This is a genomic window from Pseudoxanthomonas sp. YR558 (assembly GCF_900116385.1).
GTDB lineage: Bacteria > Pseudomonadota > Gammaproteobacteria > Xanthomonadales > Xanthomonadaceae > Pseudoxanthomonas_A.
This window is the reverse complement of sequence record NZ_FPCI01000002.1, coordinates 1,165,579-1,191,652: the sequence shown is the minus strand read 5'-3', so window position 1 is coordinate 1,191,652 and position 26,074 is coordinate 1,165,579. Positions and strand designations below refer to the sequence as shown.

Here is a 26,074-nt window from a genome sequence, read left to right as displayed (position 1 = left end):
CACCCCGGGATCGATATCGGCACGGGAGGCCGCATGCTGAAGACCTACACCGGCAGCTGCCACTGCGGCGCGGTCCGCTTCGAGGCGGACATCGACCTGACCCAGCCCACCTTCCGCTGCAACTGCTCGGTCTGCCGGCGCAACCGTTTCTGGCCGGCGATCGTCATGCCGGACCAGTTCCGTCTGCTTGCCGGCGCAGACGCGCTGGTCGAGTACCGGTTCAACAGCCTGCGCAACTCGCACCACTTCTGCCGAACCTGTGGCGTCAGGCCGTTCGGCATCGGCAACAACGTGCCCGACGGCGAGCGGATCTACGGGGTGAACCTGGGGTGCCTTGAGGATGCGACGCCCGAAGAACTCTCGGCCGCACCGATCACCTACGTGGACGGCGCGCACGACCGCTGGCAGGACGCCCCCGCACTCACCGGTTATTTGTAGCGACTCTCACCTACGGCCGAAAAAGCCCCCCATCCGAGGCCGCGAACGGTGTCATGTGATTGCCACACTCACGCGCCCTTTTGCTAGGCTGGACGAACGTCATCCAACGGTCGCACGCAGGAACTTTCCGTGAGCATTTCCTCTGATTTTCTGGAAAACGTTTTCAGCGACCCCCACACCGCCGGCGAATCGCCGCTGCGCCCACGCCCCCAGGTCGAATTGTGCCGGCGTGGTGAAATCCGCGCCGAGAAGTTCCTCGACGCCGCCACCGAGGTGTTCGCCGAAAAGGGATACCAGCATGCGCGACTAAGCGAGATCGTCGCCCGGGCGGGCGGATCGCTGGCCACGCTGTACCGCATCTTCGGCGACAAGGAGGGCTTGGCCAGTGCCATCCTCGAGCGCCGGCTCGACATGCATACCCACTTGCTGCGCGATCTCAACCTGACCGAGCTCCCGCCGGAACAGGCGCTGCGCCGCGTGGCCATCCGCATGGCGCAGGTCATGGCACGCACGGACTCGCAGGTGGTGTATCGCATCGTGATCGGTGAAGGACAGTCCTTCCCGGCACTGCGGGACTGGTTCTTCGACCATGCCGTCGCCTCCATCCGTTCTACCCTCGCCGAGTACTTCGAACAACAGGTGGCGGCAGGACGCATGCAGCTGGCTTCGCCGAAGGCTGCGGCCGCACAGTTCTACATGAGCCTGTTCGGCGACCAGATCGTCCGACTCGCGGCGGGCAGCAACCAGCTGCCCGACGTCGACACGCTGGAAGCGCAGGCGCTGGCGGCGGTGGAGCTGTTCCTGCAGGGCGCGCTGCCGCGCTGATACGGGGGCGCTGCACCCCCTCTTCACCTTGGCCTGAACACCGCGATGCCAGCATGGGGCATCGCGATGCACGGGCACGGCATGGACCTCAAAAGCGGATATCCCTACTGGGCCGTGAAGAATGGCCTGATGCACGCCTTCCCGGCACTGCAGGCCGACCACCGTTGCGACGTGGCGATCATCGGCGGCGGCATCACCGGCGCGCTGATCGCGGATCGCCTGGCGACGGACGGATTCGATGTTGCCGTGCTGGAACAGCGCGACATCGGATGGGGCAGCACGGCCGCCAGTACGGCCCTGCTGCAATACGAGATCGACACCCCTCTGGTGGATCTGGCACGCCGATACGGCGAAGCCGACGCGGCCCTCGCTTATCGCGCCTGTGCGCAGGCCATCGACCAACTGCGGGCGATCGCATCGCCGTGGCGCGATGTGGAGTTCGCGCGGGCGGACAGCCTGTACTACGCGAGCCGCCGCCGTGCCGTGGCGGCGATGAAGGACGAATACGAGGCGCGGCGGCGGCATGGGCTCGACGTAACGCTCCTGGACACGCGGCGCATCCGCGACGACTACGGTTTCGACGCACCGGCCGCGCTCCTCAGCACGCAGGCTGCACGCGTGGACCCGTACCGATTGACGCATCGTCTGCTTGAACGCTTGCGTCGCCGGGGAGCGGGCATCTTTGACCGCACCTGCGTGACCCACCTGACAGCGACTTCACGCAGCGTCGTGTTGCAGATCGACGGCGGAGCCCACGTCAGGGCCGCGCACGTCGTGTTCGCCGCGGGCTATGCCAGCCAACACTGGTTGAAGCCACGGGTCGCACGCAACCGCAGCAGCTATGCGCTCATCACCGACCCCCTGCCCGCCGATCGTCTGGGATTCCTGCAGGACACCCTGTTATGGGAAACCGCCCGCCCCTACCTCTACGCGCGCAGCACCGCCGATGGTCGCCTGCTGATCGGCGGCGAGGACGATGCCATCGACATCCCAGCCCGCCGTGACGCGCGCGTGCAGAAGAAGGCCCGCACGCTGGTGAAGCGGCTGCACCGACTTTTCCCAGCGCTGGACATCACCCCGGCGTTCTCCTGGGCAGGCACCTTCGCGGAGACCGCCGACGGCCTGCCGTTTTTCGGTGCGCATCCGCAATGGGGGCCGCGCGTGCACTTCGCGATGGCGTATGGCGGCAACGGCATCACTTACAGCGTGCTGGGCGCCGACTTGCTGAGCGCACGCCTGCAGCGAAGGCGCCACGCGCTGTGGCCGCTGTTTTCCTTCCAACGATTGCAGTGAGGCGCAGCGAACCCATGCCGTGCCGGATGCCGTATACGAGAAGGCCCAGTCACGTCGGGTGCATCCCGGGTGGCTGGGCCCTCCTTGCCGATCCGCATTGATAAGGGTTCTTTGCGGGATTCGGACGACACTGACGCTACGCGCACCCACGTGTGCAGGTGGTGAAAGACAGCCTACCGCTCGTCGGTCAGCCGGGCCACCAGCCCTTGCCGGTCAGCGCGTAACGGTCTGCCGCGCGCTCGAACGGATTGCGCACGCTGACGCCACCGCACAGCAGGTAGACCGGAAGGAACAACGGACCCAGCACCATGTACTGGTACACATGCGCACGCTCGTGGTCGCCCAAGCGGATGCGCGGGTGCTGCGTGCGCCCCGCGCGATGTTCATAGGTAACGCATTCCGACTCGAGCGTATCGCCGGTATGCAGGATGCTGTTGCCGAACGTGATCGCTCCGCCCGGACCCCACGGCCAGCGATGGAACACGAGGGCGAAATCGCGACGACTCCATTCCGCGCGCGCACCGAACGCCATGCCGACCCCGCCTGCGACCAAGCCGACCAGGGTATTGGGCACCGCCCACACGATGCCAAGCCCGCGCGCGACCCAGAGCCCCGCCGGCGACATGGATCAGTCCTGCTCGGTCGGCATCAACAACCAGAGAATAAGGTAGACGAGGATGCCGGGGAACGCCGCCGACGCGATCGAGACGATCACGAAGATCACGCGCAACAGCGTGGAGCTCCAACCGTAGCGATGGGCGATGCCGCCCATCACGCCCGCGATCATGCGGTCGTTCAACGACCTGGCAAACGGCTTGGATGCGGTATTCATCGCCAACTCCCCACGGTTGTCCGCGGCCAGTCTAGCGCGTCAGCGCGCCGGCGCGGCTGAACCGCGAAGCGCGTCCAGCTTCGCCTTGAACCAGGTGGCGGCCGGCTGCGCCGGTTGTCCCGGACAACGCACCTGATAGGCGCGCCCACTGATGCTGCTCTTGCTGGCGGCCCGCTCGATGAACTGCTCCGCGGTATCGGCCAGGTCGCGCTTCAGCAGGTAGTCGTACTTGCGCTGCAGGTGCTTGCGCGCCTCCTCGCGTCCGTGCCACTTACCGTTGCGCTGGAACTCGCACGACGACGCCGACAACGCGTCCATCAGCCCCTGGATCTCGCGCTTCGCCGCTGCCGAGGGCGCGGCATGTGCCGCACCAGGCAACAGCAAAGCCAGCAGGACGATGAGACGTCGCTTCGACAGGTTCATCGTGCGCGCTGGCCCAGCCAATGGTGGATGGCTGTTGGCACTTCGCGCTGGGCGCGGCTGGAGACGTAAATGCCGATGTGGCCACCCTTGAAGCTCAGCTCGGTGTAGTCCGCCGTGCCCACGACGTCCTTCAGCGCGCGCGAGGCATCCGGCGGCACCAGGTGGTCCTGTTCGGCGTAGATGTTGAGCACCGGCATGTCGACGAAGCCCAGGTCGACCGCTTCACCGCCGATCTGGATGCCACCCTTGATGAAGCCGTTGCGTTGGTAGAACTGGGTGATGAACTGCTTGAACGCTTCGCCCGCCAGGTCCGGCGAGTCGAAGATCCACTTCTCCATCCGTAGGAAATCCTCGATCGCACGCTTGTCGTCGAGGATGTCGACCAGCCCCACGTACTTCTGCAGGTTCAGCCGGAACGGCTTCAGCATCAGGTAGCAGGCGTTCATCATGTCGGCCGGCACGTTACCCAGCGCTTCGACGAACAGGTCCACGTCCAGTTCGCGCGTCCAGTGCGACAACATGTTGTCCGCGGTGTGGAAATCCACCGGCGTGACCATCGTGATCAGGTTCTTGACCTTCTCGGGATGCAGCGAGGCGTAGCACAGCGAGAACGCACCGCCCTGGCAGATGCCCAGCACGTTGACCGCATCGCGGCCGCTGCTGTCGCAGAGGTGGTCCACCGCCCCGTCGATGAAACGGTTGATGTAGTCGTCGAGCTCGAGGAAGCGGTCCGACCGGTCCGGGTAACCCCAGTCGATCACGTAGACATCCTCGCCCTGCGCCAGCAGACCCTTTACCAGCGAGCGGTCGTGCTGCAGGTCGACCATGTACGGCCGGTTGACCAGCGCGTAGACGATCAGCAGCGGCACCTTCGCCGTCGGCGCCTTTTCGCCGACGAAGCGGTACAGCACCACCTTGCCGTCGCGCCAGACTTCCTGCTTCTGGGTGGCGCCATAGTGGACGTCCTCCACTTCCGGCAGCGTATGCAGGCCGGCGGAGAGCTTCTGCGTCAGCGTGGTGGCCTCCTGGGCCAGCGCTTCGGCGGTGAAGTTGAGCGGTCCGTTCACTTGCCTTTACCCCGCTTCGCCTTCTTGGCGGCCTTGGGCGACTCGGTGGTCGCGGCGCGCGTGGCATTGCGTGCCACCCAGTCCTTCATCGAAACCACCGATGCTGGTTTGGCCGCCGCAGGCGGCGCAGGTCTGGAGCGTGGGGACGAAACCTTCTTTTGCGGTGCCTTCGCCTTGGCTACCGGCTTCTTCGACACGGCCGTGGCGGCCGCCTTCTTCGCAACCGCCTTGCGTGCGGGCGCGCGCGATTTTTCCGGCGTGGCTTCCTGTCGCGTGGCCACCGGCGCAACCGCGGCGATGGCGCGACGGGCGCGCTTCTTGGGCGCCACCTTCTTTGCGACGGAGCGCGTTTTCTTCGCGACCTTGGGCGCTGGCGCGCGACGGGCCGGCGCGCGCTTCTTCCTGGCCTTGGGCTTCGCGGGCGCGGGCGCATCCGCTTTCGCCGTCGGCTTCGCCTCGTTCGGTGGCGGGGTTTCGGGCGGTGCCGCGGTGCGCTGCACGGGTTCCCGCCGCGCGGGCACCGCCTGCGCACGCGTCAGCTTCCGCAGCGCGCGCTCCAGTTCGACGATCTTGCGATGCGCGGAATCGACTTCGGTGCGCGTGGGCATGCCGAACAGATTGCACACCTGCTCGACTTCACGCTGTACGCCCAATCGCAGGCGCGCCTGTGCGTTCGCCAACCCGCCGTAGACATGGCGGAAATCGTCGGACATCGCGACCTTCGCGTACGCCTCTTCCGCGGCGTCGATCCACAGGTCGAACAGCGCGCGCGCATTCTGCAGTTGGCGACCGGGTTCGGCATGCGTTTCGAGCTTGCTTTCGAAAAGCGTGAACGCGCTTTGCGCCACCTGCAGCATCAGCTGGTCGTATTCGCCGACCCGGCGCTGGTAGTCCTGGTACGCCTGCGCGAGATGCTGCCAACGCTCCTGGTGTTCGCGCGAGAGGCCGAACGTGGGCAGGTGCAGCCAGCGGTCGCCATCCCGTTGCAGGTTATCCAGCCACGGGCGCACCTGCTGCATCCAGCCTTCCAGGCCGTGCGCACCACCCTGCATCTGGCGGAAGATGTCGGCGAACGGGTTGTGGGCCGGCGCAGGCTCGGCCATGCCGAGCGCGGAACGCCAGGCACGCCCGATGTCGGTGGCGTCGTGGTCGCGGCCGGTGAACTGCGCCGCGACCTGCTGCATCTGGCCGAACCACTGGCTCGCCTGCTGCTGGAAGCGGCCCACCACGTCGTTGACCTGAGGTTGGCTGCCCGGCACCAGTTTCGACCACCAATCGACGGTCTGCTGCCAGCCGGGCACGGTGCCGGGCATGGACATTGTCGGCGTCGCGCCGGCCTGCCGCAGAGCATCGCCCCACAGGCTCCAGTACTGCTGGGCCACCGATTCGAAATCGCCCGGCCACGGTGGAACGTTTGTTGCCATGTGCCCTCCCTTCCCGACCGATTCTAGCCGCGGTCGGTGGCATGTGCATGACGCGTCCTCACCTCACGGCTCAGGGCTTCGGGATGCGCAGCGTCTTGCTGATCATCAGGGTGCCCGACACGGCGTACAGCAGCACTAACGGATGCAGCAGCCAGGGGCCTAGCTTCACCGCGCCCAGCCACAGCTGCGGGCCCACGTGGCCGAGGTAGGCCGCGATGGCCAGCAGCACCACGAGCAGCAGGCTGGTGGGGATCGGCGTGCCTTCGAAATACTTCACCTTGTCGCCACCCCCGGCGAGCGACTCGGCGGTGACGTTGTAGCGCGCCAGGCGGCTGACGCCGCAGGCGACGAAGTACGACAGCACCAGCCAGTCCCAACCGCCCTGCATGCCGCAAGCGTAGGCCAGTGCCGCCGGCGCCACGCCGAAGGAGATCACATCCGCCAGCGAGTCCAGTTCGCGCCCCAGCACCGATGCCTGGTTGCGCCAGCGGGCCACCCGGCCGTCGAGGGCGTCGAAGATGAAGGCCAGCGGGATCAGCGCCATGCCGATCATCAGGTCGCGCAGGATGCCCTCCTGCAGGAAGCGCATCGCGGCGAAGATGGCGCCGGTGCCGCAGAAGGCGTTGCCCAGCGTGAACCAGTCGGCCAGCTGGAAGTCGCGGATCATCGAGAAGTGTCGGGACATGGCGGCACGCGTGACCAGGAACGGCCTACAGGGTAAGCCGAACCGGGTGAATCCGTCGTGGGGGCGACCGGTTCCCTTGTAGGAGCGACGTGAGTCGCGACCGTAGACCTGGCCAGTCCACGTAGTCTGGCCATGCAGGAGATCCTGGTTGCTCCATCGCCGCGGTCGCGACTTACGTCGCTCCTACAGAGACGCTCTACCTCGGAATCGCGAACTGGCTCGCTTCGACGCTGCCGGTACCGCGCGGCTTGGCGTTGATCAGTGCGTTGGCCGGCAGTTCGCGGCTGCCGTCCAGGCTCGCGCTGACCTGGTCCAGTGCCGCGTAGACGTAGGGCAGCAGCGGCACGTAACGCGTGCCGTAGGCAGGTAGCGCTAGGAAGCCGTCGAAGTGCTGCGCGTTGCGCACCTGCCAGTAGCGCACGTCCGGGTTGGCGGCGCGCGCGGCCTGCACGTACGGCGCGCTGGAGAACGCCGGCGGCACCAGTCCATCGTCCAGGCCATGGATCACCACCACCGGCCGCCGCGTCCGCGGGAAGCGCGCGGCGGTCTGCGCGATGCCGGCCTGCACGCGGCGCGCATCGTCGCTGCTGCCGGTCTGCAGTGCGCGCAGGCACTGCAGGCCCGGCAGGGTGAAGTCCGGCGGCGCCAGCTTCGTGTCCACGATGCCCACGCCCGCGCCCGGCGGAATCCCGCTGCCGTCGGACCACCACGCCGCGCGTTCGGCGGCATTGGCCGCTCGCGCACTGAAGTCCGGGTTCTGCGCAGAGAATGCATATCCGCACGGATGCTCGCCCACGCCGTAGCGGCCATAGGCCGAGGCGTAGGTGACCGCGACCGCACGCCACAGGTCGAAGCCCACGCTCAGCGCGCCCGCCACCAAGGCTTCATCGGTCCAGCCATTCGCCTTCAATTGCGTACGTGCGGACGCAGCCTGCGCCTTGACGTCCCCACCGGTCACCAGACCGGCCGCCTTCAAGGTGGCGCAACGTGCCGTCCACAGCGGCTCGACCTGGGCACGCAGCGGCGGCTGCGGCAGCGATTCCGCCGGCAGGTCGAGCAGCGCGCACGGCATCAGCAGCGCGGCTTCGGTGGTGTAGTCGTACAGCGAACGCGCACCCGGCGCATCGGCTGCCAGGATGTTCGGTTCACCCGCGACCACGGCATCCAGCCAGCCGCCCTCCTCCTCGCTGGCGCGCAGCACGGCACCGCCGCCGTTGGAGATACCAACCGCGATGACGCGCGTGTTGTCGAAACGGAACGGCGCCGCCTGCGGGAACGCCTGGTCCAGCGCCGCCAGCGCGAACTCGGCGGCCTGCTTCACGTGGCGGCCCCAGTCCGCTTCGGGGTTGTCCTTGGAATGCGCGTGCTTGACCGCCACGCCACTGGCGCCGACCGGTGCGTCGGGCACGAAGGCCAGCGCATCGGTGCCGAGTGCACCCACAGTGCCGTCCTCACGCGCGCCCTGCTGCGCGTCGAGATCGAAGTAATCCGTGCCCGCCCCTTTGTCGGTGTAGGCGATCGCGCAGCCTTTCGGCAGGCCCCATGGGGCAGCGACGGCGATGGCGCCATAGACGCCGCGCGAACCCGATGACGCGGTGACGACGATGCAGCGCTTGGTCGCATCGAAATTGTCCGGCACCTGTACCAGCACGCGGTGCGGTTGCGTCGCACCCGGGACTTTTGCCAGCGCGGAATACTCGCGGCCGGGCACGCTGGCCACGCTGCCGTAGGCCTGGCCATAGGCGCCGGTGAGCGACAGGTCGGCGATGCCGCGCCAGTTCGCCCAGATCGCGCGGCGACGGAGTTCGGCCGCCGTCGGGTGCGCCGGATCGGCGAACGCGGGCGCGGCCATCGCGCGCAGGCCGTCGAGTCCCAGGCCCGCGGTGAGCAGGTCGTCGCCGCCGCGGTGTTCGGTGATGCGCTGGGGCTGGATCATGTGGGCCACGGCCTCGGGCTTGGGCGGCGCGCTGCTGCAGGCGGCCAGGGCCGCGCCGAGCAACAGGCCGCAGGAAATGCGCGTCTTCGCGTTCATGCGTGGAAAGCGTCCAGGGTTCCGGTCAGTGCCACGAAACTACCCTCCGCGGGAAGCGCCGTCATCGTACTTTGGTACCACGAACGGATCCTGCGTGCCTGCTACCCTAACCGCAGCACGCAGGAGCCCCCATGCAGAAGACCCACACCCTCCTCATCACCGGCGCGGCCAGCGGTATCGGCGCCGGCATTGCGGCCCAGCTTGCCGAAGCGGGCCGCCACGTCATCGTCAGCGACCTCAACCTGGCGGCCGCCGAGGCGGTCGCGGCGCAGATCCGCGCCGACGGCGGTTCCGCCGAAGCGGTCGCGCTGGACGTCACCTCCCAGGACAGCATCGATGCCGCGCTCGCGGCGGTCTCGCGCCCCATCGACGTGCTGGTCAACAACGCCGGCCTGCAGCATGTGTCGCCGCTGGAGGACTTCCCGATCGAAAAGTGGGATTTCCTGGTGCAGGTGATGCTGGTCGGCGTGGCCCGCCTGACCCGCGCCGTGCTGCCGGGCATGCGCGAGCGCGGCTTCGGCCGCATCGTCAACATCGGCAGCATTCATGCGCTGGTCGCCAGCCCGTACAAGAGCGCCTATGTGGCGGCCAAGCACGGCCTGGTCGGCTTCTCCAAGGTGCTCGCGCTGGAAACCGCCGACACCGACATCACCATCAACACCGTCTGCCCCAGCTACGTGAAGACGCCGCTGGTGGACAAGCAGATCGCCGACCAGGCGCGCACGCGTGGCATCTCCGAGGCCGACGTGGTCAGCCAGGTGATGCTGAAGCCGATGCCGAAGGGCGTGTTCATCGGCCTGGACGAACTGGCCGGCATCACCGCCTTCCTCACCTCGCCGGCCGCGCGCAACATCACCGGCCAGACGATCGTGGTGGATGGTGGCTGGACGGTGCAGTAAGCCGCACCGCATGCCCAACCTGCTGATCGCCGATGACCACCCGCTGTTCCGCGCGGCGCTGCGCGGTGCGGCCGCCGATGCCGTGGCGCAGTTGTCGGTGCGCGAAGCGGAGTCGCTGGACGGCGTCATCGCCACGCTGGAAGCGCACGACGACATCGACCTGGTGCTGCTCGACCTGCACATGCCCGGCAACCACGGCTTGGCCGGGCTGGCCGCGATCCGCGCGCAGTTCCCGGCGGTCGCGGTGGTGGTGGTGTCCGCCAACGACGATCCGCGCGTGGTCCGTCGTGCGCTGGACCATGGCGCCGCGGGCTATCTGCCGAAGAGCTCGGGCCTGGACGAACTGCGCGACGCCATCCGCAGCGTGCTCGCCTGCGAGCAGTGGCTGCCGGCGTCGCTGCGTGGCGCGGTGGCGCGCGCGCAATCGTCCGAACACGACACCGAACTGGCCGGGCGGCTCGCCAGCCTCTCGCCGCAGCAGTTCCGCGTGCTGACGCTGGTCGCGCAGGGCCTGTTGAACAAGCAGATCGCCGACCGCCTCGATGTGCAGGAGCGCACCGTCAAGGCGCACCTGTCCGCCATCTTCGACCGCCTTGGGGTGCGCAACCGCACGCAGGCCGGCGTGGTGCTGCGCGAACTGGAACTCGCCGACCCGGCACGACAGATCGAAGGCTGAGGTTCCACGCCGTTTCCACGGACGGCGCGATGACGTGGAACCAAGCGTGGATCACCGCTGATGTGCGGTGGCCATAAATTCGCCACACACCTTGACAGCGTTGTGCCGCAACGCGCATCGACGCTTATCCACATGTTGGTCGACAGACCATCCACATGCGGTGTGGACAACCCGGAAACTCGACCGTCATGCGCTGGTCAAAATTTCGCCACACACCTTGACAGGCTTGCGCTGCAAGGCGGCCGCGCGGTTATCCACATGCTTTCCCAACGCCGATCCACACGGCGTGTGGACAAGCGTACCCCGTGGAACACCGACCGCTCTTGTAGGAGCGACGTAAGTCGCGACCGTGGACCTTGGGCTCCCTTGCTCCATGGGCGCCACAGGCCAAAAGAAGCCTGATCCGTAGCCACCCTGCTGACACGACGCGCAATGATCGCTCTGCATTTCGGTCGCGACTTACGTCGCTCCTACAACAGAAACGGACGCGGGGCCGCTCAGATGCGCGAGTAGTCCCACGAGACCATGCGGCCCTCGTGGTACGGCATGACCCCATGGAAGCCACGCGGATCGTCGTCGAACACCAGCGGCAGGAAGTGGCGGTCGCCGTCCCACAGCGGCAGTTCCATGATCTTCTCCACCGGCACCCATTCCAGCGTGCCTTCCGGATTGCGTTCGAACGGCGTGCCGCTGTAGCGCGTGATGAGGAAGACGAATCCCAGCCAGTCCTCGCCGTGCTTGCCGAAGCCCGGCCAACTGATCGTGCCACGCAGCGTCATCGCGTCGCAGTCGATGCCGGCCTCCTCGTGGATCTCGCGGCGCATGCCGGCCACCACGTCCTCATCCCGCTCGATCTTGCCGCCCAGCCCGTTGTACTTGCCCAGGTGCTGGTCATCCGGGCGCGCGTTGCGATGGATCAGCAGCACCTGCGAACGATCGGGCGAGAGCACGTAGCCGAGGGTGGCGACGATGGGGGTATAAGGCATGCGCGAACTCCGGAATCCAGGCGCGCATTCTAGCGTTGGCGGTCGGGAGACCGACTCAGGAAGCCGCCACAGCCGACGCGCGCGCCGCCAGCAGCCGGTCCAGCACCGACTTCAACGCCAGCGGCCGCACCGGCTTGGCCAGCAGCGGCAGGTCGGCATCGCGCACCGCACGGCGCACCGCGTCGGTCTGGTCGGCGGTGAGGATCAGGCACGGACGAGCACCGTGCGCGGCGCGCAGGCGTTCGGCCAGCGCCACGCCGGTGTCGCCGTCATCCAGGTGGAAGTCGAACAACCACAGGTCCGCCGAACGCTCACGCAGCGCCATCTCCGCACCTGTGCTTCCACCCGCGATGGCCACGCTGCAGCCCCACCCTTCCAGCACCTGCTTCAGCGCGGACAACGCCGCCGGATCGTTGTCGACGGCCAGCACGTGGCGACCGGCGAGGCCCGGCTTGCCCACGGCCACCGGCGCAGGTGCGGGTGTCGCCACCCGCACCAGGTCCACCGCGAACACGGCACCCTGCCCCAGCCGGCTCCGCAACGACAGTGTTGCCTCCAGCAGCGCGGCGATGCGGTCGGCGATCGACAAGCCCAGTCCGAGCCCCTGCCCGGGCACATCCTCGCCACGACGGAACTCCTCGAAGATCCGCCGCTGCTCCGCTTCGGCGATACCGGGGCCGGTGTCCCACACTTCGACACGCAGCCGGTCGCCGCGACGACGCACGCCCAGCAGCACGCCACCACGCACCGTGTAGCGCACGGCATTGGCCAGGAAGTTCTGCAGGATGCGCCGCAGCAGCTGCGGATCGGTGTGCACCCACGCGCGCGTGGGCACGATATCGAACGACAGCCCGCGTTCGTTCGCCAGCACGCGGAACTCGGACGCCAGCGGTTCCAGCACCTCCATCAGCGGGAAGTCGCGCGGCTCCGGCAGCAGGCCGCCCGCTTCCAGGCGCGACATGTCCAGCAAGCCGGTCAGCAGGTCCGTGGTGGAATCCAGTGCTCCGCGCACTTGCAGTGCGGTATCGCGCTGGCGCGCTTCCGGCAGCTGCTGCGACAGCGCATCGGTGAACAGCTGCGCCGCATGCAGCGGTTGCAGCAGGTCGTGGCCGATCGCGGTCAGGAAGCGACTCTTCGCATCGTTCGCATGCTCGGCCTCGCGCTTGGCGGTCTCGAGCAGTACGGTGCGCTCGGCGACGCGTTGCTCCAGCGTCTCGTTCGCCTGCTTGAGCTGACGTTCGGCCTGGCGCGACGCGGTCACGTCGGTGTAGGTGGCGACGAAGCCGCCGCCCGGCATCGGATTGCCGCGGATCTCGACGATGCTGCCATCGGGGAACACGCGCTCGGTGAGGTGCGCCGTGCCGGCGCGCATGAAGGCCAACCTGCGCTCCAGCGCGCGCTCGTCCTGGCCGCGCTGCGGCATGCGCGCCAGCGCCCAGCGTGTCAGCTCGGCGATCGGTCGGCCGACCTGCAGCATCTCCGCCGGAAATCCGAACATCTCCCGGTAGCGCCGGTTCCAAGCCACCAGCCGTTGTTCGCGGTCGATCACGCTGATGCCCTGGCTCATGTTCTGCAGCGCCGCTTCCAGCACCTGCTGGTTGAAGCGCAGGTCCTGCGAGACCTCGCCGACGATCGCGGCCACGGTATCGAGGTCGCCACTCTCGCGGCGTGCGGCATCCAGCAGCAGGCGCGCGGACGCCGAGCCCAGCACGGCCGACAGTTCGCGCTCCAGGCGCGCTTCGATCACGCCGGGCACGGGGCCGGTGCGCGGCGCGTCGGCCAGCAGTTCCTCGACCCGTTCGCGCGGCAGGAAGCGACGGCCCGCATCGCGCAAGGTCTTGCTGTCGAAACCGCGACTGTCGGCGCGGCGCGGCGCACTGCCGCGCCAGCCCATCACCAGCAACGTCACCGCCGTGCCGCAGAACAGGCTGACGCCGACCGCGCGCCCCAGGCGGCTCCACCCGGTCAGGCCGAAGAAGCCATCGGGCGACAGCCCCGCGATGCCGAACGGTCCCTCCTGCAACCACGCCGGCGACAGTCCGCGCGCATCCATCGTCACCGGCAACAGCAACAGCCAGGCCCAGACCAGGAAACCGACCACGATGCCGGCGATCACCGCGCGCGGCGGCGTCTGCGGGCGCCAGATCGCGAAGCCCAGGGCGGGCGCGAGCGTGGCCAGCGCGGAGAACGACACCGCGCCCACGTCGGCCAGCGCATCGTTGCCGGCGACCAGCCGACTGTAGGCCCACGCCAACAGCATCACCGCGACGATGCCGATGCGCCGCTGCGCCAGCACCGCGCCGCGCAGGTCCCCGCCGGTGCCGCGCAACCAGCCACCGCGCAGCAGACCCGGCGCCAGCCAGTGATTGCCGATCATCAGGCTCAGCGTCAGTGTGCTGACCACCACCATGCCGGTCGCCGCGCTCAGGCCGCCGAGGAAGGCGAGCAGCGCGAGGCCCTGGTGCCCCTGCGACAGCGGCAGCGCCAGCACGTACAGATCGGAAGGCACCGCATCGCCGAACATCGCGCCGCCGGCACGCGCCAGCGGCAGCAGCGGCGCGGCCATCAACACCATGTACAGCGGGAACAGCCAGCGCGCCGTGCGCACATGCCGCTCATCGCGGCATTCGACCACGCCCACGTGTACCTGGTGCGGCAGGGTGAACATCGCCAGCACGCCGAGCGCGACCAATGGCAGAAAGCCGTACGTGGTCGACGGCGGCGCCTGCACCGGCGGTACTTCAGGCAGTTCGGGCAGGCCCCACCAGACGAATACGCCCAGCGCCAGCATCGCCGCCAGCTTGAACAGCGATTCGAACGCCATCGCCAACACCAGGCCGCGGTTGTGCTCCACCGCGCTGGCGCGCCGCGTGCCGAACAGCATCGCGAACACCGCCATCGCCAACGCCACGTACAGCGCGCTGTCCTGCCAAGCCGGTAGCGCATCGTTGCCGGGCGAACGCGTCAGCAGCGCGAAGCTCATCGCCACCGCCTTCAACTGCAGCGCGATGTAGGGAATCAGGCCCAGCGCCGCGACCAGGGTGATGGTAGCCGCCAGCCAGCCGTCCTTGCCCAGCCGCGTGGCGATCAGGTCGGCCAGCGAGGTCGCGTTGGACTCGCGCGCCATGCGTACCAAGCGCACCAGCAGGAAGGCGCCGAACGCATACAACAGGATGGTGCCGACGAAGGTGGGCGGCAGCGGCCAGCCGTAACGCGCGGCCTGGGTCACCGTGCCGAAGAAGGTCCACGAGGTGCAGTACACCGCGAGCGACAGCGCGTAGATGTAGGGCCACTGCACCGCAAGCACGCGCGGATGGCGTTCGGCATACAGCGCCGAACCGAACAGCACGCCCAGCCACAGCAGCCCCGCCAGCACGACCATGCCGACGCTCAGCATCCGTCCGTCCTTCGGTGGTCACGCGCGCGCATCGGCATCGCGGCAGCATAACGCAGCGACGGCGGGCTTTCGCCCGCCGCCGTTGCATCCCCAGGATGGAACCCGTGCGCTATCAGAAGTCGTAGCGCGCGGTCAGGCTGTACTGGCGCGGCGGACCGTAGAAGCCGGTCAGCACGCCATAGGCGGCGATGTTGTAGCCGGTGGTGCGGTATTCCTCGTCGGCCAGGTTGGTGCCCTGCAGCGACAGGCTCCACGCATCGCTGACTTTCCAGATCACGCCCGCATTGACCAGGCCATAGCCGTCCTGCTTGATCAGCGGGCTCAGATCGGTGGTCGGCCACACTTCGGACTGGTACGAATAGCCCACGCGCGCGGAGAGGTTGCCGCCGTTGGCCAGGTCGGTGCGGTACTCCACGTTGATCGCGCCGGAGAATTCCGGTGCGTTGGTGAAGTACTGGCTGTCGGCCACGTTGACGCCGCTGGTGATGAACTCGTCGTACTTCGCATCCAGCCAGGCCAGGTTGCCGCTGATCAGCCAGTTGGCCGTCGGCAGGAACTGATACTCGACTTCCACGCCGTTCACGGTGCCCTTGCCGGCATTGGTGAAGTCGCCGAAGAAGCTCTGCGAACCATTCGGCAGCGTGTACGAAGTGAACACCGACAGCTGGATGTCTTCGTACTTGTTGTGGAACGCCGAGAGGTTCAGGAACAGGCGCTGGTCGAGGAACGACATCTTGCTGCCGATCTCGAAGCTGTCGACGGATTCGTCATCGAACGGCTCGCCCGAGCGCGGCACCGCGGTGGTGTTGGCGCGGATGTTGTAACCGCCCGACTTGAAGCCGCGCGAGGCCAGGCCGTAGACCATGATGTCCGGGGTGATCTGGTAATCCAGCGAGACCTTCGGCGAGACGTTCTTGAAGTTGACCGTCTTGTTGAAGTTCGCCGCCGTGCCCCAGGAGGTCTCGTACTGGTTGTTGGTGTAGAAGCGGTTCAACGCGATGGCGTGCTTGTCTTCGTCCGTGTAGCGCGCACCCACGTCCAGCTTCAGGCGGTCGGTCAGGTCGAAGGTCCAGTCCGCGTACAGCGCGACGCTCTTGGTGTTGACCACGCCCTGGGTATCGCCGAACAGCGGGTTGGTCAGGCCGGTGGCCAGCAGCGGGTTCCAGAAGTAGTTCAGCACCTGGCCACCGGCATCGCCGTTGAACCAGTACAGGCCCATAACGCCGCGGGCGCGGCCGCCGCCGTCGTAGTTGGCCTGCAGTTCCTGGCTGACCTGGCTGTCGCTGTAGAACGCGCGCACGTCCACCAACGGGCGCGGCGTGGTGTCGAAGTCGATGTTGGTCTCGGTATCCGACTCGCGCTTGGCGGCGACGTACTTGAACGCCCAGTCGTCGCTCGGACGCCAGTTGACCGTCACCGAGGCGCCCTTCATCTCGGTGTCGTTGATGTTCTTCATGCCGCTGCGGATGTCGTAGCGGTCGTCGGTCGGCGGGTAGGCCGCGGCCAGCGGATTCGGCGCCAGCATCTTCGCGCCACGCACGCCGGACTGGTCGTCCATGTAGTCGAAGGCGAACTGCACGTCGAAGTCGTCCTGCGAATACGCGCCCACCTGCGCGCGGATGGCGTTGATCTCCTTGTCGCTGACTTCCTGGCCGGTGTAGGTGTTCTCGCCGAATCCGTCGCGGTTCATGCTGGCCACGGCCACGCGGGCACGCAGGCCGCTGTCCTTGCCGCCGATCTCGCCGCCCAGCGCCGCCTTGACGTCCAGCTGGTTGTAGTTGCCCACAGTGACCGAGGCGAAGCCGGTGGTCTCCTGCGGCAGGCCGCGCGAGATGTACTTGATCGCGCCGCCGATGGTGTTCTTGCCGTACAGCGTGCCCTGCGGGCCGCGCAGCACTTCGATGCGCTCCACGTCGAACACGTCGAGCAATGCGCCCTGCGGGCGGGCGATGTAGACGTCGTCCAGGTAGATGCCCACGCCCGGGTCCACGCCCCACAGCGGATCGGCCTGGCCCACGCCGCGGATGTAGGCGGTCACGGTGCTGGTGGAGCCGCGCGCCGCGTACACGGTCAGGTTCGGCACCTGCGCATCGAGGTCGCCCAGGTCCTTGATGTTGAGCTTGTCCAGCGTCTCCGGCGTGAACGCGGTGACCGCGACCGGCACATCCTGCAGGGTCTCTTCGCGCTTGCGCGCGGTGACCTTGACCGAATCGAGCGTGGTGGCGTTGGTGGCTGGCGTGCCGGCGGCCGGCGCGGCGTCCTGCGCCCATGCCACCGGCACGGACGACAACAGGACACAGCCGATGGCCAGGCTCAGGTGCTTGCGCTTCATGGGTCTCCCCCTCCCGGGTATGACGTTGGCGGCGGGCGGATGCCGCCGATTGAAGCGAACACTAGGGGGTGGCCCGCGCGGAGGGCATCGTACCTTCGTACAGTGGGACGGCCGGCATGGCCCTGCGGATACTCGCCGCACTGCAACCGGCGCTGGCCGAGGAGTGTTGGATGTCGTTCCTGATCGTGCTGGCCGCGCTGTGCTTCCTGATGTTCGTGGCCTACCGCGGCTACAGCGTCATCCTGTTCGCGCCGATCGCGGCGCTGGGCGCGGTGCTGCTCACCGATCCCTCGCTGGTCGCGCCGATGTTCACCGGCCTGTTCATGGACAAGATGGTCGGCTTCCTGAAGCTCTACTTCCCGGTGTTCCTGCTGGGCGCGGTGTTCGGCAAGCTGATCGAGATCTCCGGCTTCTCCAAGGCGATCGTGAAAGCGACCATCAAGGTGGTCGGCGCGCAGCGCGCGATGCTGTCCATCGTGCTGGTGTGCGCGCTGCTGACCTACGGCGGCGTGTCGCTGTTCGTGGTGGTGTTCGCGGTGTATCCGTTCGCGGCGGAGCTGTTCCGCCAGAGCGACATCCCGAAGCGGCTGGTGCCGGGCACCATTGCGCTGGGTGCCTTCACCTTCACCATGGACGCGCTGCCGGGCACGCCGCAGATCCAGAACATCATCCCCACCTCGTTCTTCGGTACCACCGGCTGGGCTGCGCCGGTGCTGGGCACGATCGGTGGCATCTTCATCCTGATCGTCGGCATGACGTATCTGGAATGGCGGCGTCGTGTGGCCGCGCGCAACGGCGAGGGCTACGCGGGCAGCGAGGAACTGCGCAACGAACCCGAACCCTTCAGGGGCGATCGCCTCGCGCATCCGCTGATCGCGATCCTGCCGCTGCTGCTGGTGGGCGTGGCGAACTTCCTGTTCACCCGCTGGATCCCCGGCTTCTACGGCGACAGCCAGTCCTTCATCCCGGCCGTGATCGGCAATCCCGCACCGGTGGTGCAGGAAGTCTCAAAGGTCGCCGCGATCTGGGCCGTGCAGGGCGCGTTGCTGGTCGGCATCGTCTCGGTGATCGCATTCGCGTGGAAGCCCGTGGTCGCCAGCTTCGCCGAGGGCACCAAGAGCGCCATCGGCGGCGCGTTGCTGGCCTCGATGAACACCGCCTCGGAGTATGGCTTCGGCGCCGTCATCGCCGCCCTGCCGGGTTTCCTGGTGGTGGCCAACGCGCTGCAGGCCATTCCCAATCCGCTGGTCAACGAGGCGATCTCGGTCACGGCGCTGGCGGGCATCACCGGTTCGGCCTCGGGCGGCATGAGCATCGCGCTGGCGGCCATGGCGGACAGCTTCATCGCCAACGCGAACGCGGCCGGCATTCCGATGGATGTCCTGCACCGCGTGGCCTCGATGGCTTCCGGCGGCATGGACACCCTGCCCCACAATGGTGCGGTGATCACGCTGCTGGCCGTGACCGGCCTGAGCCACCGGCAGTCGTACAAGGACATCTTCGCCATCACCCTGATCAAGACGACGGCCGTCTTCGTGGTGATCGGCGTGTTCTACGCCACAGGTCTGGTCTGAAGGCGCTTTCCGTGTAACCGGGCTGTGCGCACGGTCGCATACGCCGCGCGCGACTTGGCCAATACTCCCGGCATTCTGGGGACTGTGGGAAACACCGCATGGCGCGCTATACCCTGCCGTGGCGCCGGTTCGCTGCGCGTGGACCGATCCGCCGGACCGCCGCCGGTCCGGTCGTCCGCCGTGAAGCGGATATCGATACGCCTTCGCTACGACCCGCGGCCGACCTGGGCACGCAGGTCCGCCAGCGCCTGAACCGCCTGTACGGCTGGAAAGGCGGCGAACAACCCAGCCCCAAGGACACCTCACCTGCCCCGGAGGCTCCCGCCACCGTGGATGGCGGTGGCCGCGTGGCTGCCGGCCAGACCACGCCGCGGTTATTGACCCTGGCGCGCCCGCCGTTCGCGGTGCAGGCGCTGAACAACCTCAGCTACGGCGCCACCGCCACGACCATCGCCGAGTTCAATGCGCTGGGCAGCACCGACCGTCAGCGCCTGGCCAACTACGTGGACTGGCAGCTCAACTGGGATGCCATCGACGACAGCGCGGTCACCAATCGCCTCACAGCAGGCGGCTACACCACGCTCAACAAGTCGCTGAGCCAGCTGTGGGCCGACCACGTGGTGCCCGACCCCGAGTACAACACGCGCATGCGCCCCGCCAACGAGGTGCAGCGCGCAGCCTTCGTGCGCGCGGTGTACTCGCGCCGGCAGTTGCGCGAGGTGCTGGTGAACTTCTGGCACGACCACTTCAATGTGCTGGGCACGGACTTCAGCGTCGGCCCGGTGTTCGTCCACTACGACCGCGACGTGATCCGCGCCAACGCCAAGGGCAACTTCCGCACGATGCTGGAAGGCGTGGCCCAGAGCACGGCGATGCTGTACTACCTGGACAACATCAGCAATTCGCGCTCGGGCCCGAACGAGAATTTCGCCCGCGAACTGCTCGAGCTGCATACCTTCGGTGCGGAGAACTATCTGGGCTTCATGGACCCGTTCCAGGTCCCGCCCTGCCCCGAGGACCCGGCGTATCCGATCGGCTACACCGACATCGACGTGTACGAGACCTCGGCCGCCTTCACCGGCTGGTCGGCGAAGAACGCGCACTGGCAGTTCCCCAGCGAGAACGACGGCACCTTCGTCTATCGCCAGTCCTGGCACGACGCCGGCCCGAAGTTCCTGCTCGGCATGCTGATCTACCCCGAACAGCCGGCGATGAAGGACGGCCGCGACGTGCTGAACCGCTTGGCCAGCCATCCGCGCGTGGCCAAGTTCATCTGCAAGAAGCTGATCCGCCGCTTCGTCAACGACACGCCCAAGCAAGCGCTGATCGACAGCGCCGCGGCGATCTTCCGTGCGAACTGGCAGGCGCCCAACCAGATCGAACTGGTGATGCGCCACATCCTGAACTCCGACGACTTCATCAACAGTTTCGGCCAGAAGAACCGCCGTCCGTTCGATGCGTCCGTGGCCGCGATGCGCACGTTGGGCGGCGACTGGACGCTGCGACTGGACCACAGCCGCAGCAACGACTTCATGTGGCTGTACGGCTTCACCGGCCATGCGCCGTACAACTGGCCGGCGCCGAACGGGTATCCCGATACCGGGCTGGCGTGGTCGGGTTCCAACTCCTTCGCGATGACCTGGCGCGTGCTCGGCTGGCTCACTGAAAGCAAGGACGGCGAAGTGCCGTTGCATCCGGTGGTCGACACCACCCGCGCCAACGTGCCGGTCGCCAACTGGACGGCTACCAACCTGGTGACGTGGTGGTGCACGCGCCTGCTGGGCTATCAGCCGGAAGCAGCGCGCAAGCAAGCGCTGGTGGCGTTCATGGCGCAGAACGGCGACGCGAATACCTACGTCATCACCGACACCAACACGTGGCAAGGCAGCGATCTGAAGCGCCACTACAACCACGAGCGCCTGCGCGGCCTGGTGGCGCTGATCCTGATGACTCCCGAATTCATGAGCCGCTGAGGGCCCGCCATGCGCGATTTCAAACTGACCCGACGCGAATTCGTCAAAGGCTGCAGCAGCGCCGCCATCGTCAGCGCCACGGGCGGGACGCTGATGTTCGCCGACCCTGTGGAAGCCGCTGTGAACAGCTACGACACCGTCGTGCACCTGTTTCTGCGCGGCGGCCTGGATGGGCTGAACCTGGTCGTGCCCACGGGCGGCGTGGACCGCGGCTTCTATGAGGAAGCACGACCGAGCCTGAAGATCGAGACCAGCGGCGCCTATGGCGCGTTGCCGCTCACGCTGTCCGGCGGTGCGGACACCGGCTTCGGCCTGCACCCCTCGGCCACGGGCCTGCGGGATCTGTGGAACGACGGCAAGCTCGCCATCGTGCACGCCTGCGGCATGGCGACCACGGTGACCCGCAGCCATTTCGATGCGCAGCTGTACATCGACCTGGGCACGCCTGGGAAGTACGGCTCACCCACCGGTTGGATGACCCGCGCGTGGGAAACGCGACCGAACGGCACCGGCACCTTGCCCGCTCTCGGCATCAGCGGCACACAACCCGCCGGATTGATGGGCGCCGTAGATGCGATGACGATGAGCAGCCCCTCCGACTTCTCGCTCAACACCACGGCGTGGAGCTGGCAGCGTACGCGGTCGGATTCGCCCGCCGGGCTGCGCGGCGTGGCCGAAACCGTGGGGGCGTTGTGGAACGGCCAGACTGGGCTCGAGACTGCCGGCCGTCGCGCCGATGGCGCACTGCGCCTGATCGGCCAGCAGGGTTACGCCAGCCTGCCGGCGAGTTGGCCGACCGGCAACTTCGCCCAGCAGTTGTGGACCATCGCGCAATCGATCCGCTTCGATTTGGGCCTGCGCTACGCCACGCTCGATCTCGGCGGCTGGGACACGCACGAAGGCCAAGGCACCGCCGGCAGCGGCTACAACTACTACCAGAACAAGATCAACGAACTGTCCGCCGCGCTGGCCGCGTTCTACGCCGAACTCAACGGCACCGGCGAAATGGCGCGGGTGACCGTGGTGGTGCAGTCCGAATTCGGCCGCCGCGTGCGCGCGAACGCCAATGGCGGCACCGATCATGGTTATGGCAATCCGATGCTGGTGCTGGGCGGCGCGGTCAACGGCCGTCGCTTCTACGGCAGTTGGCCCGGCCTGAATCCGGAAACACTCTCGCCCACGTTCGGCGACGTGCCGGTGACCACCGACTACCGCCGCGTGCTCTCGGAAATCCTGATCCGCCGGATGGGCAACGCCAATCTCAGCCAGGTATTCCCGGGTTACGCCGGCTACGCGCCGTTGGGGCTCGTGCAGGGCACCGACCTCGCGCCGAAGCTGGAAGAGGCCGCCGTCACGGCATCGATTCCTTCGCTGGTCGTGCCGGGCGCGGCGACCGCGACACCCTCGGACAGCGCCACCGCCGAACGCGTCGTGCCCGACTGGCAGCGTCGCGGTCCGGTGGATCGCATGCTGGTGCGCCGGGAGCGTTGATCCGAAGGCGGCTTGCCCTCGGCGCATCGCCATGGTGAGCTAGACGCTCGCCATGGATGCCGGGAGATCACAAGGATGCCTGTATCGCGCGCGTACCGCGGGTTCTCCGCACTGTTGCTGGTATTCGCCGTGGGTGGACTGGGCTGGTGGCTGGGGCGCACCCAGGGCCCGACAACCGTGACGTCGGAAGGAGCGGATTCACCCGCGCGGGATGCCGCACGCACTGAATTGGCTCCGCCCTCGCGCCCCGTGAATGCAGGATCACGGCCGACCAACCGACCGTTGCCCGACGCCGCACGGCCTTTGCGCGACGTACTGCCCGACCTGCGCGCACGCGCGGATGCGGGCGAGCCGGATGCCGCTTGCAGGCTCGCGGCCGAGATGGAGTACTGCGACCGCATCGCAATGCAGTTGTCCAGCGTCTCGGAGGCCATGAGGTCGACGAACGTCCGCCTGCCACCCGGCACCAGGATGACCCCCGAACTGCAGGCTACGATTCGCCAGACGCAACAGGCGGTGGCTGCAGGTGCAGAACGCGTGCTGGAGGAAAGCGCGCATTGCGAAGGCGTGCCTGCGATCAGTGCTCGCCAACGCCTGCAGTACTGGCGCACCGCGGCGCTAGGCGGCAACGTCGTGGCGATGCGCCACTACGCGGTCGGCAACGCATTCCGCATGAACGAAACGCTGGAAAACCTGGACAACCTGCGCGTCTACCAGCGCGAAGCGGAAACCCTCGCAAAGCGCGCGATCGCCAAAGGCGACCTGCCCACGGTCCTCGCGCTTGCCGCGGCCCACAATCCCGCACAACCCGGCCGACGCCACCTGCTGGCGCAGGCGGTGACACCCGACCGATCGCAGGCCCTCGCGCTCTATCTGTATGCGCAGTCGCTGATGCGCGATGAAGTGCGCTTCGCTACGCCGCGGTCTTTCATCGACCAGACCGTGCGCAATCTGGAGCAGGATCTGGACGCCGCCTCCCTGGCTCGTGCGCGGGCGCAGGCGGCGGACCACCTGCGCGCGCAGCCGGCACTCCCCGCGAACGTGCGTGGCGCGGTGTTCGGACATACCCGCGACGTGGAGCGCCAGGAGTGCGGATCGCCCTGACAGCGCGCAAGCCTCAGCCCTTGCGCGCGTGCCACGCCTTCAGCAGTTCGGCTTCCTTCTCGCGCGGGATGCCCGCACCCAGCTTCGCCTGGCGTTCGGCCGGCAGGCTGCGGAACCACGCCAGCAGGTCTTCCACCGTGGTGGCGAGCGGACGGAACGTGAGCCCCGCGGCGACCGCGCGCTGGTTGCTGACCGCGCCGTAGCCCGCGTACGGGTTGTCCTTCGACGGCACCCAGATCGGCAGGCCGACCTGCTGCTCGTCAAGGAACGCGGGCGGCACGTGGGTCAGCGTCATGCCGCCGCCGGTGACGGCCTGGCAGCCGTAGAGCATGGCGTCCATCGACAGCGAATAGTCCGGGCCGCAGGCGTTGAAGGTGCCCAGCGTGCGCGCCTCGGCCAAACGGATCATCCATTCGCCCAGGTCGCGGCCGTCGATGATCTGGATGGGGTCCTGGCCATCGCCCGGCACCAGGATCTCGCCGCCTTGCGCCACGCGATGCGGCCAGTAGGTGAAACGGTCGGTCTCGTCGCGCGGGCCGACGATGTAACCGGGCCGCACGATGGTGACGTTCTTGCCGAACTGCTTGTGCGCTTCGGCTTCGCTCAGCGCCTTCAGCGGGCCATAGAGGTTCTCGATGTCGGCGCGCAGCGTCTGCTGCGTTTCGGCCATCGCATCCTTGCCCTTGTACTGCGCCAGCGGCGAGGCCTCGTTGATGCCCGGCTTGCTGCCGTCGGCATACACCGAGATGGTGGAGATGAAGAGGTAGTGGCCCACGTTGCCCTTCAGCACCTGGCCGGCATCGCGCACCCAGAACGGCAGGCTGGTGGGGTTGTCGATGCACACGTCCCACTTGCGGCCCTTCAGCGCGGCGAGGTCGCCGGTGTTGCGGTCGCCGTGCAACTGCTCGACGGCCGACGGCCACTCCGGCGACGGGCGCTTGCCGCGGTTGAACAGCGTGACCTTGTGCCCGCGCTTGAGCGCGTACTCGACCTGGAACGGTCCGGTGAAGCCGGTGCCACCGAGGATCAGGATATTCAGCGGCTTGGCCGCCTTGCCCACGGGCTTGGCCTCGCTGGCGGCGGAGGCGAACGACGGCAACGCGGCCGCGGCAGCGGCCAGCGCGCCCAGCTTGAACAGGTCACGACGGGTGGTCATGCGGTGCTCCCCAGCGGTGTCAGGAAACCGACTAGATAGCACCGCCCCGGTCGGCAAACCCCTGCCGGAAGTCGTTGTGACTTCCTGTGAACGCTCGGTATGGCCGGGACGACGGAGGCCGCGCGCGCCCGGAACACGGCGCCGATAGGCCGGCCTTCGACACCTCCCACCTCATGCGCCGCACCCCGCGTGTCATGCGCGACCCTCGGGGGCTCGTCATCGATTCTGGAAGATTCGCAGGCGAGATTCGGCCTCTGACACGTCAGCGAAAAAGACGCGCGTGCGACCTTCAGCGTTTCGCCGGCGACACGAGAATGTCGCGCACGAGCCAGATACGCTTGTCGCTTCAAGTGCCGAAGCCTCGCACGCCGCTTCTGTGGGATGAGTCGTCACCCGCACCACGTCAGTATCGACGCGCGCGGTGTCGTCTGCAGCGCGTGACGGCCGCCCTGGCCCACCGCGTGCGTTGGTCCCTCAGGGGACCCCTGCCCCATGGAGAAACACAATGCCCGCTTCGCAGTCATTGATGACCACCCGCCGCGGTGAGTTCCGCACGTTGTACCGGGCGCTCGCCCGCAAGCCGGAGGCCTTCGCCTCCACGCCGATCGTGTTCTGCGAGGGTGACTCGTGGTTCTCGACGCCGTTGTCGATGAACCTGCTGGACTGGCTGGTGTACCCCGCGCCCGAGGACGAAAAGAAGGGCGTGCCGCTGTTCGGCGCGGGCGGTCTGTTCTTCCGTACCGAGGACAGCGGTGACCTGGCGGTCGACATGTTCACCACGCGCGGCATCCGCGATCTGTCCTCGTGGTACCGCGGCTTTGCATTCGACCTGGTGTTGATCAGCGCCGGCGGCAATGACTTCGTCGATACCTTCCTGCAGACGACATTCCGCGGCGCGTCGCCAATGAGCCCCACGGCGGCGTTCCAGCGCGTCGTGGACACGGGCCGCTACGCCGAGGTGCTGGACCGCTATCGCGCCTTCGTCACCGCCTTCCAGGCCATTCGTCCGCACACGCCCATCCTGGCGCACACCTACGACTACCCACGCGAGCTGGGCCGCGCGGCGCAGCTGACCCTAGGCAACCTGGGGGCCGCCGCGCTGCTGAAGAAAGGCGTGGGCCCGTGGATCGGCAACAAGGTCGCGCATGTGCTGCCGCGCATCGAACAACAGCGCGAGTTCGCCCGTCTGCTGATCGACGGCTTCGTCGACCGCGTGCTGGTGCCGCTGCGCGACGACCGCACCACCGGCAAGGTCTTCGACTTCGTCGACCTGCGCGGCGTGCTGACCCGCAGCGACCAGTGGCTCGACGAGATGCACCCTACCGGCGCTGGCTTCGCCACGCTGGCCAACACGTTCCGCCGGCAGATGCGGGCGAAGCTGGAGATCAAGCTGGGCGGTTGAAGGCGCCACGCCTACGGCCCATGGCCGCTTTGCCCCCCTATTCCCGTATCGGATGTGTGGATAGG

General features: G+C 67.6%; 21 protein-coding genes. 10 read left to right on the top strand and 11 right to left on the bottom strand.

The genetic code is table 11. The annotated features are described in order from the left end of the window. The first annotated feature begins 33 nt into the window (after nt 1-33). From BM365_RS17150 to BM365_RS17140, 3 genes are all read left to right on the top strand, one after another. A complete protein-coding gene (locus BM365_RS17150; RefSeq protein WP_093490656.1) occupies nt 34-438 on the top strand; it encodes a GFA family protein in 405 nt (134 codons plus the stop codon). Between the two features lie 129 nt (nt 439-567). Then, complete coding sequence (locus BM365_RS17145; RefSeq protein ID WP_093490655.1) at nt 568-1,263, top strand: TetR/AcrR family transcriptional regulator; 696 nt, start codon at nt 568-570, stop codon at nt 1,261-1,263. 81 nt (nt 1,264-1,344) lie between these two features. Continuing rightward, complete coding sequence (locus tag BM365_RS17140; protein WP_093490654.1) at nt 1,345-2,556, top strand: NAD(P)/FAD-dependent oxidoreductase; 1,212 nt, start codon at nt 1,345-1,347, stop codon at nt 2,554-2,556. Between the two features lie 187 nt (nt 2,557-2,743). On the opposite strand, the gene BM365_RS17135 is transcribed toward BM365_RS17140, so the two are convergent. The 7 genes from BM365_RS17135 to BM365_RS17105 all read right to left on the bottom strand — a co-directional run bounded on the left by BM365_RS17135 (nt 2,744) and on the right by BM365_RS17105 (nt 9,019). Then, complete coding sequence (locus BM365_RS17135; protein WP_093490653.1) at nt 2,744-3,181, bottom strand: hypothetical protein; 438 nt, start codon at nt 3,179-3,181, stop codon at nt 2,744-2,746. A 3-nt stretch (nt 3,182-3,184) separates the two neighbouring features. Continuing rightward, nucleotides 3,185-3,388: a PspC domain-containing protein gene (locus BM365_RS17130; RefSeq protein WP_093490652.1), complete on the bottom strand. Its 204-nt coding sequence runs from the start codon at nt 3,386-3,388 to the stop codon at nt 3,185-3,187. Nucleotides 3,389-3,427: 39 nt separating this feature from the next. Beyond that, nucleotides 3,428-3,811 carry a YfeK family protein gene (locus BM365_RS17125; protein WP_175502106.1) on the bottom strand — a complete coding sequence of 128 codons (384 nt, stop codon included), beginning with the start codon at nt 3,809-3,811 and terminating at the stop codon, nt 3,428-3,430. Then, a complete protein-coding gene (locus tag BM365_RS17120; RefSeq protein ID WP_093490651.1) occupies nt 3,808-4,878 on the bottom strand; it encodes a class III poly(R)-hydroxyalkanoic acid synthase subunit PhaC in 1,071 nt (356 codons plus the stop codon). Before BM365_RS17120 ends, BM365_RS17125 begins: the two co-directional genes overlap by 4 nt. Continuing rightward, entirely contained in the window at nt 4,875-6,302 is a 1,428-nt protein-coding gene (phaE, locus tag BM365_RS17115) for a class III poly(R)-hydroxyalkanoic acid synthase subunit PhaE (protein WP_093490650.1), read from the bottom strand. Before phaE ends, BM365_RS17120 begins: the two co-directional genes overlap by 4 nt. 70 nt (nt 6,303-6,372) lie before the next feature. Next, nucleotides 6,373-6,987 (bottom strand): CDP-diacylglycerol--serine O-phosphatidyltransferase, encoded by a 615-nt coding sequence (pssA, locus tag BM365_RS17110; protein WP_056881239.1) that lies wholly within the window; start codon nt 6,985-6,987, stop codon nt 6,373-6,375. A gap of 196 nt (nt 6,988-7,183) precedes the next feature. After that, the gene (locus BM365_RS17105; RefSeq protein ID WP_233210840.1) at nt 7,184-9,019 is read right to left on the bottom strand and encodes a D-(-)-3-hydroxybutyrate oligomer hydrolase; all 1,836 of its coding nucleotides are present in this window, start codon (nt 9,017-9,019) and stop codon (nt 7,184-7,186) included. A gap of 131 nt (nt 9,020-9,150) precedes the next feature. On the opposite strand from BM365_RS17105, the gene BM365_RS17100 reads away from it, so the two are divergent. Together BM365_RS17100 and BM365_RS17095 are read left to right on the top strand one after the other, a co-directional pair. Beyond that, nucleotides 9,151-9,918, top strand: coding sequence for a 3-hydroxybutyrate dehydrogenase (locus BM365_RS17100; RefSeq protein ID WP_093490649.1), 768 nt, complete (start codon nt 9,151-9,153; stop codon nt 9,916-9,918). 10 nt (nt 9,919-9,928) lie between these two features. Then, nucleotides 9,929-10,594, top strand: a complete 666-nt coding sequence (locus BM365_RS17095; protein WP_093299330.1) for a response regulator — start codon at nt 9,929-9,931, stop codon at nt 10,592-10,594. A gap of 497 nt (nt 10,595-11,091) precedes the next feature. Here the strand turns inward: BM365_RS17095 and BM365_RS17090 are convergent, their stop codons facing one another. From BM365_RS17090 to BM365_RS17080, 3 genes are all read right to left on the bottom strand, one after another. After that, nucleotides 11,092-11,580: an NUDIX hydrolase gene (locus tag BM365_RS17090; RefSeq protein WP_093490648.1), complete on the bottom strand. Its 489-nt coding sequence runs from the start codon at nt 11,578-11,580 to the stop codon at nt 11,092-11,094. A 55-nt stretch (nt 11,581-11,635) separates the two neighbouring features. After that, on the bottom strand, nt 11,636-14,977 hold the full coding sequence (locus tag BM365_RS17085) for a hybrid sensor histidine kinase/response regulator (RefSeq protein ID WP_093490647.1): 3,342 nt from the start codon (nt 14,975-14,977) through the stop codon (nt 11,636-11,638). A gap of 112 nt (nt 14,978-15,089) precedes the next feature. Further along, complete coding sequence (locus tag BM365_RS17080) at nt 15,090-17,309, bottom strand: TonB-dependent receptor (protein ID WP_093490646.1); 2,220 nt, start codon at nt 17,307-17,309, stop codon at nt 15,090-15,092. 170 nt (nt 17,310-17,479) lie between these two features. Between BM365_RS17080 and BM365_RS17075 the strand changes: the two genes are divergently transcribed. The 4 genes from BM365_RS17075 (at nt 17,480) to BM365_RS17060 (ending at nt 23,451) form a co-directional block, all read left to right on the top strand. Then, nucleotides 17,480-18,883 (top strand): GntP family permease, encoded by a 1,404-nt coding sequence (locus BM365_RS17075; RefSeq protein ID WP_093490856.1) that lies wholly within the window; start codon nt 17,480-17,482, stop codon nt 18,881-18,883. Between the two features lie 98 nt (nt 18,884-18,981). After that, nucleotides 18,982-20,856 (top strand): DUF1800 domain-containing protein, encoded by a 1,875-nt coding sequence (locus BM365_RS17070; protein WP_093490645.1) that lies wholly within the window; start codon nt 18,982-18,984, stop codon nt 20,854-20,856. 9 nt (nt 20,857-20,865) lie between these two features. Then, complete coding sequence (locus BM365_RS17065; protein ID WP_093490644.1) at nt 20,866-22,347, top strand: DUF1501 domain-containing protein; 1,482 nt, start codon at nt 20,866-20,868, stop codon at nt 22,345-22,347. A 75-nt stretch (nt 22,348-22,422) separates the two neighbouring features. Then, nucleotides 22,423-23,451 carry a hypothetical protein gene (locus tag BM365_RS17060; RefSeq protein WP_139227452.1) on the top strand — a complete coding sequence of 343 codons (1,029 nt, stop codon included), beginning with the start codon at nt 22,423-22,425 and terminating at the stop codon, nt 23,449-23,451. A gap of 13 nt (nt 23,452-23,464) precedes the next feature. Here BM365_RS17060 and BM365_RS17055 read toward each other — a convergent pair whose 3' ends face one another. Next, a complete protein-coding gene (locus BM365_RS17055) occupies nt 23,465-24,607 on the bottom strand; it encodes an NAD-dependent epimerase/dehydratase family protein (protein ID WP_093490642.1) in 1,143 nt (380 codons plus the stop codon). Nucleotides 24,608-25,133: 526 nt separating this feature from the next. Here BM365_RS17055 and BM365_RS17050 point away from each other — a divergent pair. Continuing rightward, nucleotides 25,134-26,009, top strand: coding sequence for a hypothetical protein (locus BM365_RS17050; protein ID WP_093490641.1), 876 nt, complete (start codon nt 25,134-25,136; stop codon nt 26,007-26,009). The last annotated feature ends 65 nt before the right edge of the window (nt 26,010-26,074 follow it).

Excerpts from the sequence above, each read along its gene's own strand:
- BM365_RS17150 (WP_093490656.1), top strand. The coding sequence starts at position 34 with ATGCTGAAGACCTACACCGGCAGCTGCCACTGCGGCGCGGTCCGCTTC.
- BM365_RS17140 (WP_093490654.1), top strand. The coding sequence starts at position 1,345 with ATGGACCTCAAAAGCGGATATCCCTACTGGGCCGTGAAGAATGGCCTG.
- BM365_RS17135 (WP_093490653.1), bottom strand. The coding sequence starts at position 3,181 with ATGTCGCCGGCGGGGCTCTGGGTCGCGCGCGGGCTTGGCATCGTGTGG.
- BM365_RS17130 (WP_093490652.1), bottom strand. The coding sequence starts at position 3,388 with ATGAATACCGCATCCAAGCCGTTTGCCAGGTCGTTGAACGACCGCATG.
- BM365_RS17125 (WP_175502106.1), bottom strand. The coding sequence starts at position 3,811 with ATGAACCTGTCGAAGCGACGTCTCATCGTCCTGCTGGCTTTGCTGTTG.
- phaE (WP_093490650.1), bottom strand. The coding sequence starts at position 6,302 with ATGGCAACAAACGTTCCACCGTGGCCGGGCGATTTCGAATCGGTGGCC.
- pssA (WP_056881239.1), bottom strand. The coding sequence starts at position 6,987 with ATGTCCCGACACTTCTCGATGATCCGCGACTTCCAGCTGGCCGACTGG.
- BM365_RS17105 (WP_233210840.1), bottom strand. The coding sequence starts at position 9,019 with ATGAACGCGAAGACGCGCATTTCCTGCGGCCTGTTGCTCGGCGCGGCC.
- BM365_RS17100 (WP_093490649.1), top strand. The coding sequence starts at position 9,151 with ATGCAGAAGACCCACACCCTCCTCATCACCGGCGCGGCCAGCGGTATC.
- BM365_RS17095 (WP_093299330.1), top strand. The coding sequence starts at position 9,929 with ATGCCCAACCTGCTGATCGCCGATGACCACCCGCTGTTCCGCGCGGCG.
- BM365_RS17090 (WP_093490648.1), bottom strand. The coding sequence starts at position 11,580 with ATGCCTTATACCCCCATCGTCGCCACCCTCGGCTACGTGCTCTCGCCC.
- BM365_RS17085 (WP_093490647.1), bottom strand. The coding sequence starts at position 14,977 with ATGCTGAGCGTCGGCATGGTCGTGCTGGCGGGGCTGCTGTGGCTGGGC.
- BM365_RS17080 (WP_093490646.1), bottom strand. The coding sequence starts at position 17,309 with ATGAAGCGCAAGCACCTGAGCCTGGCCATCGGCTGTGTCCTGTTGTCG.
- BM365_RS17075 (WP_093490856.1), top strand. The coding sequence starts at position 17,480 with ATGTCGTTCCTGATCGTGCTGGCCGCGCTGTGCTTCCTGATGTTCGTG.
- BM365_RS17070 (WP_093490645.1), top strand. The coding sequence starts at position 18,982 with ATGGCGCGCTATACCCTGCCGTGGCGCCGGTTCGCTGCGCGTGGACCG.
- BM365_RS17065 (WP_093490644.1), top strand. The coding sequence starts at position 20,866 with ATGCGCGATTTCAAACTGACCCGACGCGAATTCGTCAAAGGCTGCAGC.
- BM365_RS17060 (WP_139227452.1), top strand. The coding sequence starts at position 22,423 with ATGCCTGTATCGCGCGCGTACCGCGGGTTCTCCGCACTGTTGCTGGTA.
- BM365_RS17055 (WP_093490642.1), bottom strand. The coding sequence starts at position 24,607 with ATGACCACCCGTCGTGACCTGTTCAAGCTGGGCGCGCTGGCCGCTGCC.
- BM365_RS17050 (WP_093490641.1), top strand. The coding sequence starts at position 25,134 with ATGACCACCCGCCGCGGTGAGTTCCGCACGTTGTACCGGGCGCTCGCC.